Origin of the sequence: Pseudomonas sp. CFBP 13727, assembly GCF_014841915.1 — a bacterium.
Classification (GTDB): Bacteria; Pseudomonadota; Gammaproteobacteria; order Pseudomonadales; family Pseudomonadaceae; genus Aquipseudomonas; species Aquipseudomonas baltica.
Genome location: NZ_JACYUT010000004.1, coordinates 227,570 through 242,558, shown reverse-complemented (window position 1 = coordinate 242,558; position 14,989 = coordinate 227,570). Strand labels below are relative to the sequence as shown.

Below are 14,989 nucleotides of genomic sequence, written 5' to 3'. Positions count from 1 at the left end.
GAATACCTGAGCCTAGACGCTTCGACACACGCTGAATGCTCAGGTTCGTAACTTTGCACGATTAGCAGGGTTTCAGGCAGATGGTTGTTCACTTTTTCACCAATGCCGGTATGATCGCGCGCCCTGATCCACGTTACCTGATGACCTGACGATGAAAAGCTCTTTGATTGCCGCCGCCGAAGTGGACCGCCTGGACACCTGGCAGAAATATTCCGCGCCGATGTGCGGCGCCTGTATCTCGACCTGCTGCACGCTGCCGGTGGAAGTGAAGATCAAGGACCTGATCCGTATCGGCGTGGTGGATGAGTTCGAGAAAGGCGACCCCCCCAAGAACGTCGCCAAGCGTTTGCAGAAGGAAGGTATCGTCGAGCGCTTCAACCAGAAGTCGGGCATTTTCACCCTGACGCGCATGAGCAACAACGATTGCCTGTACCTGGACAAGAAAAGCCGCCTGTGCACCATCTATGAAAAGCGTCCGGACACCTGCCGCAATCATCCGAAGATCGGGCCTCGCCCAGGCTTCTGTGCCTACCAGCCCAAGCCAGTATCGCGCCAAGGCTGAGTAACGTCCCTGCGACCCCTGTGGGAGCAGGCCCTGCCCGCGAAGGCCATACCACGGCCTGCCTGACACACCGCAACGCCCTTTCGCGGCCAATGACCGCTCCTACAGAACATCGCCACACGCCTCCCCCCTGTGGGAGCGGGCTCTGCCCGCGAAGGGAGCGCCGCCCAATTGCCGCCGGTCACCCCTGTCGGCTCAGCCCCGCCAGGCGGGTCGACAGGGCCTGCATGCCCTGGCTCAATTCACTGAGGCTCGACGCATCGCGGGCGCCGTCTTCGCTGGCTGCGTGAATGCGCACTGCCAGCTCGTTGATCTCCTGGGTGACATGGCTCTGTTCCTGGGCGGCCACAGCGATCTGCTGGGTGCGCTGGACGATGTCGTCGAAACCGACCACCGTGCTTCCCAGCGACACGCTCAACACGTCAGCTTGCTGCGCCACGGTCCGCGTGCGGTCCTCGCCCGCGACCATGGTATTGACCGCCTTCACCGACGCCTGGCGCAGTTCGCCGATCATCTCCTGGATCTCGTCGGCCGAAGCCTGGGTCCGTCCTGCCAGGGTGCGCACCTCGTCGGCAACCACTGCAAAACCTCGCCCCTGCTCACCGGCGCGAGCGGCTTCGATCGCGGCATTGAGTGCCAGCAGGTTGGTCTGCGCGGAAATCGACTTGATCACGTCGAGCACGCCGCTGACACTTTCTATGTCCTGACCCAGGCTGGTGATCGCCTGTGCCACGCTGGCGATATCACCGGTCAAGGAATTGATCGTCTGGCTGTTCTGCTGAACATGCCCCTGGCTCTGGCGCGCCGTCGACAGCGACAGCTGCGCGGTGTCGGAACACTCCGTGGTGTTGGAGGCAACCTCCTGGGCACTGGACGACATCTCGGTAATCGCCGTGGCCAGCAAGGTGTTGTCCTGACGCTGGGTTTCGGCGCGTTCGGCCATGATCACCGACAACCGAGCAACGTCATCGGACTGTTTCTGCAGGCGCAGCGCCTCATCGGCGATGGCCTTGAGCATGCTGCGCAGGTTGCCGGCGTAACGGTTGACCGCCCCGCGCAGCAGGCCGATCTCGTCCGCGCGAGCCACGTCCAGTTCGGCGCTGGCGCCACCGCCCTGCTCGCCCAGCTTGTCGATCTGTGCCGTGGTTTCGTTGATCTGACTGAACACCGCGCGCCCGGCCAGCCAGGCCAGACCGAACACCAATGCAAGGATCGGCAGCAAGGTGGTGAGGATATCCACAGTCAATTTGCTGGCAATGCCGGTCATGTGTGCCTGCGGCGTGGCCAGGCCCACCACCCAACCACTGGCCGGCACCCGCGTGAGACTGATGTAGCCCGCCCCACCCAGTTGCGCGTCCTGATCGATATGAAATGTCTGCGCTTCGCGCTGGCCGCTGCTGCGCCAATCGGCAACGCCCTTGAACCAAGGGTAGGCAGCGAGCATCGCCGCCTCGTCGGCAGGTGCCGGTTTGTCGTTGGCGGTCGGGAAATACAGGACCTTGCCCGAGGGGTCGATGGCGAACGCATAACCCCCGGTGACCTGCCCGTTGGACTTGAGGAAGTTGGCCAAGCCCGTGAGTGTCAGGTCGATGGTCGCCACACCGGCGAAACGTCCTTCACGACTGTAGGGCACGGTACAGGTGGTCATCAGGATCTTGCTGACCGGATCCTCGTAGGCATCCGACCACGCGCAGCGGCCAGGCGCGGATGCCTTGCCCTGCACGTACCAGTCGGCGGCGTGATAGTCATCGACGGCGCCGGCATTGTATTCCTCGGAATAACCCAAACCCTGCCCACTGCGCGCCCAATAGAAACTGCGCCGCGGCACGCCTGCGCTGAACGCATTGGGCTCGGGCCACAGGCCACCACCGGCAATGGCGGCATCGCCCTGTGAGTCGATGATCGGTGCCAATGCACCCTTCACCAGCTCGACGTCGGCCCGCAGCGTCGCGCCCAAACTCGCCAGCGCGGCGACGCGCCCCTCGACCTCGGCCAGCTGGATCGACAGCTGCCGAGCGATGGCCGTGGCCGACTGCTCGGCGCTCTTGGTGTTGGACTGGATCAGCTTGGGCTCGCCGCTGAGTACCATGACCGCGTAGATGGCCACCGTCGTGACCAGAAGGATGAACAGGATGCCCAAGCTGAAGCGGGACATGATCTTGGTAGGTAGCAGGCTCACGGGGCCCCCTTCGGAGGGAATCGATATTGCCTGCGCTATCGGCTCGGTCCGAGGAAACTCGAGAAGTGGGCGATGGAAGGTATGCAGGGTGCCAGGGCCGGTTCTTTCGCGGCCAGACCTGCCAACACACAGCCATAAAAAAACCCCCGGACGCTTTCGCGCCGGGGGCTTTTTCAATCAACCGGAACTACGGATCAGTTCTTGGCTTTCTTGGCAGCGCGGGTACGCTCGCCTTCGTCCAGGATCTTCTTGCGCAGACGGATCGACTTCGGCGTGACTTCGCACAGCTCGTCGTCCTGGATGAATTCCAGAGCCTGTTCCAGGGTGAAGCGAACAGGTGGAACCAGAGCGATGGTTTCGTCTTTGCCCGACGCACGCATGTTGTCCAGCTTCTTGCCCTTGGTAGGGTTTACGCCCATGTCGGTGTCGCGGCTGTTCAAGCCGACGATCTGACCGTTGTAGATCTCCTGGCCGTGCTCGACGAACAGCTTGCCGCGCGCCTGCAGGGTTTCCAGCGAGTAGGTCAGTGCCTTGCCGGTTTCGACCGAAACCAGTACGCCGTTCTGACGGCCGGACATGTGGCCCGACTTCATCGGAGCGTAGCGATCGAAGATCGAAGTCAGGATGCCCGCACCGTTGGTCAGGGTCAGGAACTGGTTACGGAAACCGATCAGACCGCGAGCAGGGATGTTGTATTCCAGACGAACACGGCCCTTGCCATCCGGCACCATGTTGGTCAGGTCGCCTTTACGCAGGCCCATCTCTTCCATGACCTTGCCCTGGGATTCCTCAGGGGTGTCGATGGTGACGTTTTCGAACGGTTCCTGCTTCTCGCCGTCGATGACGCGGATGATCACCTCAGGACGACCGACACCCATTTCGAAGCCTTCGCGACGCATGGTTTCGATCAGTACCGAAAGGTGCAGCTCGCCGCGGCCGGAGACCTTGAACTTGTCGGCCGAGTCGCCTTCTTCAACGCGCAGGGCAACGTTGTACAGCAGCTCTTTGTCCAGACGTTCCTTGATGTTGCGGGACGTCACGAACTTGCCTTCTTTACCGCAGAATGGCGAGTCGTTGACCTGGAAGGTCATGGAAACGGTTGGCTCGTCGACGGTCAGCGGCTTCATCGCTTCGACGTTGTCCGGCTGGCACAGGGTGTCGGAGATGAACAGCGAGTCCATGCCGCTTACGCAGACGATGTCGCCAGCGAAGGCTTCTTCAACGTCGATGCGGTGCAGGCCGTGGTGACCCATCAGCTTGAGGATACGACCGTTGCGCTTCTTGCCGTCGGCGCCGATGGCGACCACCGGGGTGTTCGGCTTGACGCTGCCGCGAGCGATACGGCCAACACCGATGACGCCCAGGAAGCTGTTGTAGTCCAGTGCCGAGATCTGCATCTGGAACGGGCCGTCGCGGTCGACTTTCGGAGCCGGTACGTTGTCGACGATCGACTGGTACAGCGGGGTCATGTCTTCGGCCATGTCGGTGTGTTCCAGACCGGCAATGCCGTTCAGGGCCGAGGCGTAGACGACTTTGAAGTCCAGCTGTTCTTCGGTGGCACCGAGGTTGTCGAACAGGTCGAAGATCTGGTCCAGAACCCAGTCCGGACGCGCGCCTGGACGGTCGACCTTGTTGATGCAGACGATCGGACGCAGACCGGCTTCGAACGCCTTCTTGGTCACGAAACGGGTTTGCGGCATAGGGCCGTCCTGGGCGTCGACCAGCAGCAGCACGGAGTCGACCATCGACATCACGCGCTCTACTTCACCACCGAAGTCGGCGTGGCCCGGGGTGTCCACGATGTTGATGTGGTAGCCGTTCCAGTTGATGGCGGTGTTCTTGGCCAGGATGGTGATGCCACGCTCTTTTTCCTGGTCGTTGGAGTCCATCACGCGCTCGTCGTTGAGCTCGTTGCGCTCCAGGGTGCCGGACTGACGCAGGAGTTTGTCTACCAGGGTGGTCTTGCCATGGTCAACGTGAGCAATGATGGCGATGTTGCGTAGATTTTCGATCACTTGTGTATCTCGATCAGAGGATTCGGTTGCCGCGCATTCTACGTGGCGAATATTAAACAAAAAGCTATCCGGGCCAGACAGCGTAGGAACGTAGCGAGCGACGGCAAGGCAAGGCAAGGAAGAAATAGGCGAGGAAGCACAGTTTACTGGTTGTAAATGAGCATTCCGAGCCTGTTTCTGACGCAGCATTGCCTAGCGCAGTAGTTCCTACGCTGTCTGGGGGTCGGGAGGGCGATGGCGGATACTCCCACCATTCAACCCTGGGACTCTATGTCGGACGATAAACGCGCACATTGGCATGTCCCTCACTCAACAGATGGTGAGCATGCAGTCGGCTCATGACGCCCCTGTCGCAATACAGCAAGTACTGGCGCGTGAAGTCCAGTTCCTTGAAGCGGCTGTTCAGGGCATAAAAAGGCATTGCCTTGACCTCGATGCCGGCCAGTGACAGCGGCTGGTCTTCCTGGGCATCGGGGTGGCGGATATCGATGACGACTTGTCCGGACAGCGCCTCGCTGACCTCTTCGACCTCGATATCCCGGCCCAGCTGGTCGATGACTTCATCAATGGACACCAGCTTGGCGCGTTCCAGCGCTCGCTCAAGAACGGCCATGTCGAAAGACTTCTCTTCATGGACGACGCGCGGCAATTTTGCACTGGTGGTCGGGTTGACCGAAATCACGCCGCAATATTCTGGCATGTGTTTGGCAAAATCGGCAGTCCCAATTTCAACTGCTTGATCGATGATGTCTTGTTTGTGGCTCGCCAGCAGCGGGCGCAGTACCAATTTGTCGGTCGCGCTGTCGATCGCCGACAGGTTGGGCAGGGTCTGGCTGGACACCTGCGAGATGGCTTCGCCGGTGACCAGCGCGGGAATCTTCAGTTGGTCGGCCAGGCGCGTGGCGGCCCGCAGCATCATGCGCTTGAGGATCACGCCCATGTGGCTGTTGTCGACCTTGCCGAGAATCTCGCCCAGCACTTCTTCGAACGGCACGCTGATGAACAGCACGCGCTGGGAGCTGCCGTACTTCTTCCAGAGGAAGTGGGCAACTTCCATCACCCCCAGCTCATGAGCGCGACCGCCCAGGTTGAAGAAGCAGAAGTGGGTCATCAGGCCACGGCGCATGATCTGGTAGGCGGCAACGGTGGAGTCGAAACCGCCCGACATCAACACCAGCGTCTGTTCCAGCGCGCCCAAGGGGTAGCCACCCATGCCGTCGTGCTGGTCATGGATGACGAACAGGCGCTGGTCGCGGATTTCCAGGCGCACCACCACGTCGGGCTTTTTCAGGTCGATGCCGGCAGCACCACACTCGCGGCGCAATTGGCTGCCGACGGTGCGTTCCACATCCATCGAGCTGAAAGCATGCTTGCCGGCACGCTTGGCGCGTACCGAAAAGATCTTTCCAGGCAGCAGCGGGCCGAAGTGCGCCTTGCACTTGGCCACGATGTCATCCATATCGCCCAGCGGGTATTCGCCCACTTGCAGGAAATGCGCGATACCTGGCGTGCAGCTCAGGCGTTCGGTCATCTCGCGCAACACCTTGGCGTCCGTCAGCTTGGTCTGGACTTCAAGGTTGTCCCACACGCCAGTGACCATCAGCTGCGGGTCCAGGTCACGGAGCACCATGCGGATGTTCTTGGCGAGCTGGCGGATGAAGCGCTTGCGCACCGGCGGGCTCTTGATGGTGATCTCTGGAAAGACTTTTACGATAAGTTTCATGAAAACAGCGCGCGAAATGCCAGCCTGAAAAGAGGGGCGCGGATTATAGCGGAAATTGCTCAAGGTTTGACCAGTTATCGTACGAACGGGCAAACGCACCAATATCGACCACCCAAAACAGACCCGCACCAAACCAGCGCACCCCTCTTTAGCACCACCCCGTGTAGCAGCGGCGCAAGCCGCGTACCGCGCTCATACCTATTAATGCCGGGGACGAAGCGTGACGCGGCTTGCGCCGCTGCTACAGGGGAATGGGTTCGAACCTGCGGATAGTGAGAATCAGCGTTGCGCCCATCACAGGGCACTGGCATGCAAATTGCTCCCTTGTGAGGCAGGTTGCCTTGGCCGACTATCGGGCCCGGCATCACACATATTTAGGGGCCCCCTATCACAATCGGCCCCATTCCACCCCGGAGGACAACATGTCGAAGTCGGTTCAACTCATCAAAGATCATGACGTCAAGTGGATTGATCTGCGCTTCACTGATACCAAAGGCAAGCAGCAGCACGTGACCATGCCAGCGCGCGATGCCCTGGATGACGACTTCTTCGAAGTCGGCAAGATGTTCGACGGTTCCTCCATCGAAGGCTGGAAAGGCATCGAAGCCTCCGACATGATCCTGCTTCCGGACGACAGCACTGCCGTTCTGGACCCGTTCACCGAAGAGCCGACCCTGATCCTGGTCTGCGACATCATCGAACCGTCCACCATGCAGGGCTACGATCGCGACCCACGCGCCATCGCCCATCGCGCCGAGGAATACCTGAAGTCGACCGGTATCGGCGACACCGTGTTCGTCGGTCCGGAGCCTGAGTTCTTCATCTTCGACGAAGTGAAGTTCAAGTCCGACATTTCCGGCTCCATGTTCAAGATCTTCTCGGAACAGGCTTCCTGGATGACCGACCAGGACGTCGAAGGCGGCAACAAGGGCCACCGTCCAGGCGTCAAGGGCGGCTACTTCCCAGTGCCACCGGTCGACCATGACCACGAGATCCGTACCGCCATGTGCAACGCACTGGAAGAGATGGGTCAGGTCGTCGAAGTTCACCACCACGAAGTGGCGACTGCCGGCCAGAACGAAATCGGTGTCAAGTTCAACACCCTGGTCGCCAAGGCCGACGAAGTGCAGACCCTGAAGTACGTCGTGCACAACGTTGCCGACGCCTACGGCCGCACCGCTACCTTCATGCCCAAGCCACTGTACGGTGACAACGGCTCGGGCATGCACGTGCACATGTCGATCTCCAAGGATGGCAAGAACACCTTCGCTGGCGAAGGCTATGCCGGCCTGTCCGACACCGCGCTGTACTTCATCGGCGGCATCATCAAGCACGGCAAGGCGCTGAACGGCTTCACCAACCCGTCGACCAACTCCTACAAGCGTCTGGTCCCAGGTTTCGAAGCGCCGGTCATGCTCGCCTACTCGGCCCGCAACCGTTCGGCTTCCATCCGTATTCCTTACGTCAACAGCCCGAAAGGCCGTCGTATCGAAGCGCGCTTCCCGGACCCGGCAGCCAACCCGTACCTGGCTTTCGCGGCCTTGCTGATGGCTGGCCTGGACGGCATCCAGAACAAGATCCACCCCGGCGATGCCGCCGACAAGAACCTGTACGACCTGCCGCCCGAAGAGGCCAAGGAAATCCCGCAGGTTTGCGGCAGCTTGAAGGAAGCCTTGGAAGAGCTGGACAAGGGCCGTGCGTTCCTGACCAAGGGCGGCGTGTTCAGCGATGACTTCATCGACGCCTTCATCGCCCTGAAAAGCGAAGAAGAAATCAAGGTCCGCACCTTCGTACACCCACTGGAATACGACCTGTACTACAGCGTCTGATCCCTGTGATGTGACAGAAAGGCCACCCTCGGGTGGCCTTTTTTCGTTCTGCGCCTACCATGGCAACGCTGCACGCACCCCCTCAATTGCTCTATGCTGGCCCCCATGCAAGCGCCACTCAGAGAAGTTTCCATGCGCTCACCCCTAGCCTGCCTGTTGCTGCTGTGTGCGCTGCCCGCCGTGGCGCAGATCTACAAATACACCGACGCCGAGGGCAACACGGCCTACAGCAACCAGCCGCCCCAGGGGCGTGCCAGCCAAACGGTCGAGTTGCCGCCGCTCAACAGCGTCGAGTCGCTGCGTAAGCCCGCGCCAACCACCCTGCCGAGCACCACCGTCGAGGTGCCGCAGACCCTGTACAGCCAGCTGGAACTGACCGGGCTGCCAACCGACGAAGCGCTGCGGGCCAACAACGGCACCTTCGATGTGGGCGTGGCGATCGTGCCACGCCTGCGTTCGGGCGATCGCCTGCGCCTGGTGCTCGACGGCGAGCCCTATGGTCAGCCGAGCAACGTGCCGCGCCTGCAACTGGTGAATGTCGATCGCGGCGAACATGGCCTGGCGGTACAGGTCATCGACGCCCGCGAAGCGGTGATCCAGCAGAGCGCCACCGTCACTTTCACGGTCCAGCGGGTTCACCTGCCGTGATGCGCTGGACGCTGCTCTGGCTGGTAGTGATCGCCGCGTCGGCCCATGCCGCGGTGTACACCTACGTCGACGCCAATGGCAACCGGGTTTTCACCGACCAACCGCGCAAGGGCGCCGAACGGGTGCCGATGCCTGCACGCGCCACGCCCACCGCCCCGGCTACCGTGATGCCGCCGCGCACCAGCAAGGTGCCAGTGCCGAACAGAACCGCGGCGACGCGTTATCAGATGCTGCGCATTCTCGGGCCCCTGCCGGACACCGCCGTGCGCGAGGAAGACGGTTCACTGATCGTGACCCTGACCAGCGAGCCGGCCTTGCAGCCGAATCATCGCTACCGCCTGTTGCTCGACGGCGAAGTGGCACAGGCGCCGGGGCGCAGTCCGGTGTTCGCCCTGAGCAACGTCGACCGCGGCACTCATACCCTGGCCGCCGAGATCATCGATCAGGACGACCATGTGATCGAGCGCACGCCAGCCCAGCCGGTCCACCTGCAGCGTATCTCGCTGATCCAGAAACGCCGGGTTCACCCCTGCCGAAGTTCCGATTACGGTGTACGCCCGGAATGTCCACTCAAGGACAAGCCGGAGGACGACTGAGCAGCGGCAGCCGAAAACGATATATCCCTGCCCGCACTTTTTTGGTGCGCTATGCTGGTCATTGCCAGGCATGCCGTGCCATTTTGGGTCGCCGCGGCATTTGACGGACCGAAGATCCCCTGCTGCGAAGCACTAATGGTACCCATTTGCAGGATCCGCGCTTCTTTTCGGAGCCTTGGTTTGGTTCTTGCATTTTCCCTGCACCAGCGAGTTTGTTTCGCGCGCGAACCCGGGCGCTGCCACGGGCGCCCTGTGCCAAAAGAGGTCACCTGTCCCCATGACCATCAGCGATGCCCTGCACCGACTGTTACTCGACAACCTCACCACTGCCACCATTCTGCTCAATGCCGACCTGCGCCTTGAGTACATGAACCCCGCAGCCGAGATGCTGCTGGCGATCAGTGGCCAACGCAGCCATGGTCAGTTCATCAGCGAGTTGTTCACCGAATCCACCGAAGCCCTCAACTCCCTGCGCCAGGCAGTCGAACTGGCTCACCCCTTCACCAAGCGCGAAGCGATGCTGACCGCGCTGGCCGGGCAGACGCTGACGGTCGACTACGCGGTGACGCCGATCCTCAGCAACGGCGCCACCTGGCTGCTGCTCGAAGTGCATCCGCGTGACCGTCTGCTGCGCATCACCAAGGAAGAGGCCCAGCTGTCCAAGCAGGAGACCACCAAGATGCTGGTGCGCGGCCTGGCCCACGAGATCAAGAATCCACTGGGTGGCATCCGTGGCGCGGCTCAATTGCTGGCGCGCGAGCTGCCCGAGGAAAGCCTCAAGGACTACACCAACGTCATCATCGAGGAAGCCGACCGCCTGCGTAATCTGGTCGACCGCATGCTCGGTTCGAACAAGCTGCCTTTGCTGGCCATGACCAATATCCACGAGGTGCTGGAGCGCGTGGCCAACCTGGTCGAAGCCGAAAGCCAGGGTTGCATCACTCTGGTGCGCGACTACGACCCGAGCATTCCGGATGTATTGATCGACCGCGAGCAGATGATCCAGGCCGTGCTCAATATCGTGCGCAATGCCATGCAGGCGATCAGCGGCCAGAACGAGCTACGCCTGGGACGCATCAGCCTGCGCACCCGCGCCATGCGCCAGTTCACCATCGGCCATGTGCGGCATCGCCTGGTCAGCAAGGTCGAGATCACCGACAACGGTCCGGGCATTCCTGCGCAACTGCAGGAAACCATCTTCTACCCCATGGTCAGTGGCCGTCCCGACGGCACCGGCCTGGGGTTGGCCATTACCCAGAACATCATCAGTCAGCATCAGGGCTTGATCGAATGTGAAAGCCACCCCGGCCACACCACCTTTTCGATCTTCCTGCCGCTGGAACAAGGAGCCGCTTCGTCATGAGCCGTAGTGAAACTGTCTGGATCGTCGATGACGACCGTTCCATCCGCTGGGTACTGGAAAAGGCCCTGCAGCAAGAAGGCATGACCACCCAGAGCTTCGACAGCGCCGATGGTGTCATGAGCCGACTGGCACGCCAGCAGCCCGACGTGATCATCTCCGACATCCGCATGCCCGGTGCCAGCGGCCTGGACCTGTTGGCGCGCATTCGCGAACAGCATCCGCGCCTGCCGGTGATCATCATGACCGCGCACTCGGACCTGGACAGCGCGGTCGCCTCCTACCAGGGCGGCGCGTTCGAGTACTTGCCCAAGCCGTTCGACGTCGACGAGGCAGTGTCGCTGGTTAAGCGTGCCAACCAGCACGCCCAGGAACAGCAAGGCCTGACCGAAGTACCGGCTCTTACCCGCACGCCCGAGATCATCGGCGAAGCACCGGCCATGCAGGAAGTCTTCCGCGCCATCGGCCGCCTCAGCCACTCCAACATCACCGTGTTGATCAATGGCGAGTCGGGCACCGGCAAGGAGCTGGTCGCCCACGCCCTGCATCGGCACAGCCCGCGGGCCGCGTCGCCGTTCATTGCGCTGAACATGGCGGCGATTCCCAAGGACCTGATGGAGTCGGAGCTGTTCGGCCATGAAAAAGGCGCCTTCACCGGCGCTGCCAACCTGCGCCGAGGCCGCTTCGAACAGGCCGACGGCGGCACACTGTTCCTCGACGAAATCGGCGACATGCCGGCCGACACACAGACGCGCCTGCTGCGCGTGCTGGCCGATGGCGAGTTCTACCGCGTCGGTGGGCACATACCGGTCAAGGTCGACGTGCGCATCATTGCCGCCACCCACCAGAATCTGGAAACCCTGGTGCACGCCGGCAAGTTCCGCGAGGACTTGTTCCATCGCCTCAATGTGATCCGTATCCACATTCCGCGTCTGTCGGACCGTCGCGAAGACATCCCGACCCTGGCCCGGCACTTTCTCAGCCGCGCCGCCCAGGAGCTGGCGGTCGAGCCCAAGCTGCTCAAGAGCGAGACCGAGGACTACCTGAAGAACCTGCCGTGGCCCGGCAACGTGCGTCAGCTGGAGAATACCTGCCGCTGGATCACGGTGATGGCCTCGGGTCGCGAAGTGCACACCGGCGATTTGCCGCCCGAGCTGCTGAGCCTGCCGCAGGACGCGGCACCGGTGACCAACTGGGAGCAGGCGTTGCGCCAATGGGCCGACCAGGCCTTGGCACGCGGGCAATCGAGCCTGCTCGACAGCGCCGTGCCCAGCTTCGAGCGGATCATGATCGAGACCGCCTTGAAGCACACCGCCGGGCGTCGTCGTGACGCGGCCGTGCTGCTGGGCTGGGGTCGCAATACCCTGACACGCAAGATCAAGGAGCTGGGCATGAAGGTCGACGGCGCCGACGAGGACGAAGTCGAAGAAGCCTGAGGTCCCGCACACCGCCACCGGCATATGCGATCCCTGTAGCAGCGGCGCCAGCCGCGTCCGGCCTCACCGCGCTGGGGCAGACGCACCGCACATACCGCCGACGCGGCTTGCGCCGCTGCTACAGGGGTACGTCAGATGCCCAGCACACACCCCCACGGCATACCCGATCCCTGTAGCAGCGGCGCCAGCCGCGTCCGGCCTCACCGCGCTGGGGCAGACGCACCGCACATACCGCCGACGCGGCTTGCGCCGCTGCTACAGGGGTACGTCAGATGCCCAGCACACACCCCCACGGCATACCCGATCCCTGTAGCAGCGGCGCCAGCCGCGTCCGGCCTCACCGCGCTGGGGCAGACGCACCGCACATACCGCCGACGCGGCTTGCGCCGCTGCTACAGGGGGTTTGAAGAAACTCTCCGCTTTTGTGCATTCGCCTTGTGCAGTGCACCCACACGATGCGCTAGCGAACATCGCTTATTGCTCGGATAAAACCTCGTCCGTTTCAATGAGCTAAAAGACTGTTATCCGGTAAAAATAATTTTCCCTTACATTCCAATCAGATAGATTCCAAGACAAAACGTTTTTGGCGTTCAGAAAGCTTCTGCAACAAAACTGGCACGCACGCTGCAATGTACTAACCATTACCCAGTTTCGGGAACCTCGGTACAGGCAGGCCGGGGATTCCCTCTTTACACCGCGACTCCAGCCAAAAGCTGGAATGCCGCACAACTGTTTTGGGGACCTTGGTACAGGCAGGCCGGGACTCCCCTTCTTTACATCGAAACGCCCGGCTGCAAGGCCTGGTATTTCAACCCCGCTTGGGGGGCCCTGGTACAGGCAGGCTGGGGTCCCCTCTTTTATTGCTCGCGCAGCTCGACGGTGGTTTGCCAGCGTCCATCGAGCTGCACCGCGCGCCATTGCACCTGCAACGGACGCGCTGCCACCACCGTCAACAACAACCCCTGATCACTGCGCTGAATGCGCCAGGTCACCGGCTTGCCGTCCACCAGCAACCGCCCGCTGGCCGGAGCGCCGGTGGCGTCGAACAGCATCGCCACCGTTCCTTCCACCACCTCGCCATGCAACCGCGGCTCATCGTTGAACCACAGCACCAACTGGTCGCGGTGCACTTCGATGTTGTCCAAGCGGGCAGGCTCGGGATTGGTCAGGCGACCGATCATCAGTCCGACCAGCAAGCCAATGATCGCCAGCGAGCCCAACACCCGTGGCCACAGTTGCGAACGCTCGCTCGGATCAGGAGTAGAATGCTGCCCGTCCTTCAGTTCGGTGCCGCGCATGTTTCACGTGATCCTTTTTCAACCAGAGATTCCGCCCAATACGGGCAACATTATCAGGCTGTGCGCCAACAGCGGCTGCGCCTTGCACCTCATCGAGCCGATCGGCTTCGAGCTGGACGACAAGCGCCTGCGCCGCGCCGGCCTCGATTACCATGAGTACGCCACCCTGCAGCGCCACGCCGACCTGGCCAGTTGCCTGGAAAGCCTGGGGCAGCCACGGGTTTTCGCCTTCACCACGAAGGGCTCGCGACCGTTCCATGATGCTAGCTTCGAGAAGGGCGATGCGTTCCTGTTCGGTCCGGAAAGCCGTGGGCTGCCGGCCGAGGTGCTGGACGCGCTGGACAGCCAGCACAAGCTGCGCCTGCCGATGCGCGAAGGCTGCCGCAGTTTGAACCTGTCGAACACGGTGGCCGTGGCGGTGTATGAGGCTTGGCGGCAGCTGGGGTTCGAGTAAGGCTTGAGGGCCTCTTCGCGGGCAGAGGGCTCGCGAAATGGGCACCACGCACCTACGAAAAAGCGCCCCGAAAGGCGCTTTTTGTTCACTGCAAGCCAACGCTTACTGAGGCGCAGGCGCTTCGCCCGATTCCTGCATGCGCTGCAGTTCCTGGGCATAGAGCATGTCGAAGTTCACCGGAGCCAGCATCAGCGCCGGGAACGAGCCGCGGGTCACCAGGCTGTCCAGGGTCTCGCGGGCATACGGGAACAGGATGTTGGGGCAGAACGCACCCAGGGTGTGGCTCATCGAACCTTCGTCCAGGCCCTTGATCAGAAAGATACCGGCCTGTTGCACTTCGGCGATGAACGCGACTTCTTCACCGTTCTTGACCGTGACCGACAGGGTCAGCACGACCTCGTGGAAGTCCCCTTCCAGGCCTTTCTGACGAGTGTTCAGGTCCAGGGAAACGCTGGGTTCCCACTGCTGGCGGAAGATCGCCGGGCTTTTCGGCGCCTCGAACGACAGGTCACGCACGTAGATGCGCTGCAGCGAGAACTGCGGTTCGTTTTCGGCGGCAGCAGCGCCATTGTTCGCTTGGTCGGTCATCGCAGATCCTTGTGATCTTCAGAGGTGTGGGGGTAAGGGGACCGATCAGGCCCCCAGCAACGCGTCCAGCTTGCCGGCGCGCTCTAGGGCGAACAGGTCGTCGCAGCCGCCGACGTGCAACTCGCCGATCCAGATCTGGGGCACCGACGTACGGCCAGCCTTGGCGGCCATCTCGCGGCGCAGCTCGGGCTTGCCGTCGACCTTGATCTCGGTGAACGGCGCCTTCTTGCTTTCCAGCAGGTACTTGGCGCGCGAGCAGTAGGGGCAATAGTCGCTGGAGTAGACGAGGATCGGCTTCATG

Annotated in this window: 13 protein-coding genes and 1 pseudogene; 7 read left to right on the top strand and 7 right to left on the bottom strand. The window is 61.9% G+C overall.

Annotated features, from left to right (window positions below):
• The first annotated feature begins 151 nt into the window (after positions 1 to 151).
• The gene (locus IFT76_RS14410) at positions 152 to 562 is read left to right on the top strand and encodes a YkgJ family cysteine cluster protein (protein ID WP_122480476.1); all 411 of its coding nucleotides are present in this window, start codon (positions 152 to 154) and stop codon (positions 560 to 562) included.
• A 181-nt stretch (positions 563 to 743) separates the two neighbouring features.
• Here the strand turns inward: IFT76_RS14410 and IFT76_RS21065 are convergent, their stop codons facing one another.
• From IFT76_RS21065 to thiI, 4 genes and pseudogenes are all read right to left on the bottom strand, one after another.
• A complete protein-coding gene (locus tag IFT76_RS21065) occupies positions 744 to 1,442 on the bottom strand; it encodes a methyl-accepting chemotaxis protein (RefSeq protein WP_446731104.1) in 699 nt (232 codons plus the stop codon).
• Positions 1,443 to 1,865: 423 nt separating this feature from the next.
• Positions 1,866 to 2,651 (bottom strand): annotated as a pseudogene (locus IFT76_RS21060) (cache domain-containing protein); the annotation flags it as partial.
• A gap of 284 nt (positions 2,652 to 2,935) precedes the next feature.
• Positions 2,936 to 4,756 carry a translational GTPase TypA gene (gene typA, locus IFT76_RS14400; RefSeq protein ID WP_122480478.1) on the bottom strand — a complete coding sequence of 607 codons (1,821 nt, stop codon included), beginning with the start codon at positions 4,754 to 4,756 and terminating at the stop codon, positions 2,936 to 2,938.
• Between the two features lie 268 nt (positions 4,757 to 5,024).
• Positions 5,025 to 6,479 carry a tRNA uracil 4-sulfurtransferase ThiI gene (gene thiI / locus IFT76_RS14395; protein WP_192058980.1) on the bottom strand — a complete coding sequence of 485 codons (1,455 nt, stop codon included), beginning with the start codon at positions 6,477 to 6,479 and terminating at the stop codon, positions 5,025 to 5,027.
• Between the two features lie 422 nt (positions 6,480 to 6,901).
• On the opposite strand from thiI, the gene glnA reads away from it, so the two are divergent.
• The 5 genes from glnA (at position 6,902) to ntrC (ending at position 12,348) form a co-directional block, all read left to right on the top strand.
• The gene (glnA, locus tag IFT76_RS14390; RefSeq protein ID WP_122480480.1) at positions 6,902 to 8,308 is read left to right on the top strand and encodes a glutamate--ammonia ligase; all 1,407 of its coding nucleotides are present in this window, start codon (positions 6,902 to 6,904) and stop codon (positions 8,306 to 8,308) included.
• A 132-nt stretch (positions 8,309 to 8,440) separates the two neighbouring features.
• A complete protein-coding gene (locus IFT76_RS14385) occupies positions 8,441 to 8,956 on the top strand; it encodes a DUF4124 domain-containing protein (protein ID WP_192058978.1) in 516 nt (171 codons plus the stop codon).
• Entirely contained in the window at positions 8,956 to 9,552 is a 597-nt protein-coding gene (locus IFT76_RS14380; protein ID WP_192055938.1) for a DUF4124 domain-containing protein, read from the top strand. The genes IFT76_RS14385 and IFT76_RS14380 overlap by 1 nt, the downstream gene beginning before the upstream one ends.
• A 277-nt stretch (positions 9,553 to 9,829) precedes the next feature.
• Positions 9,830 to 10,915 (top strand): nitrogen regulation protein NR(II), encoded by a 1,086-nt coding sequence (gene glnL / locus IFT76_RS14375; protein WP_192058976.1) that lies wholly within the window; start codon positions 9,830 to 9,832, stop codon positions 10,913 to 10,915.
• Positions 10,912 to 12,348 carry a nitrogen regulation protein NR(I) gene (gene ntrC, locus IFT76_RS14370; RefSeq protein ID WP_122480484.1) on the top strand — a complete coding sequence of 479 codons (1,437 nt, stop codon included), beginning with the start codon at positions 10,912 to 10,914 and terminating at the stop codon, positions 12,346 to 12,348. The genes glnL and ntrC overlap by 4 nt, the downstream gene beginning before the upstream one ends.
• Positions 12,349 to 13,205: 857 nt before the next feature.
• Here ntrC and IFT76_RS14365 read toward each other — a convergent pair.
• Positions 13,206 to 13,646 (bottom strand): hypothetical protein, encoded by a 441-nt coding sequence (locus IFT76_RS14365; protein WP_192058974.1) that lies wholly within the window; start codon positions 13,644 to 13,646, stop codon positions 13,206 to 13,208.
• Between IFT76_RS14365 and trmL the strand changes: the two genes are divergently transcribed.
• The gene (trmL, locus tag IFT76_RS14360; RefSeq protein WP_049861718.1) at positions 13,645 to 14,100 is read left to right on the top strand and encodes a tRNA (uridine(34)/cytosine(34)/5-carboxymethylaminomethyluridine(34)-2'-O)-methyltransferase TrmL; all 456 of its coding nucleotides are present in this window, start codon (positions 13,645 to 13,647) and stop codon (positions 14,098 to 14,100) included. The genes IFT76_RS14365 and trmL overlap by 2 nt on opposite strands.
• A 102-nt stretch (positions 14,101 to 14,202) precedes the next feature.
• Here the strand turns inward: trmL and secB are convergent, their stop codons facing one another.
• Positions 14,203 to 14,688 (bottom strand): protein-export chaperone SecB, encoded by a 486-nt coding sequence (gene secB, locus IFT76_RS14355; RefSeq protein ID WP_122480487.1) that lies wholly within the window; start codon positions 14,686 to 14,688, stop codon positions 14,203 to 14,205.
• Positions 14,689 to 14,733: 45 nt separating this feature from the next.
• Positions 14,734 to 14,988 (bottom strand): glutaredoxin 3, encoded by a 255-nt coding sequence (grxC, locus tag IFT76_RS14350; protein WP_122480488.1) that lies wholly within the window; start codon positions 14,986 to 14,988, stop codon positions 14,734 to 14,736.
• Position 14,989 lies beyond the last annotated feature (1 nt).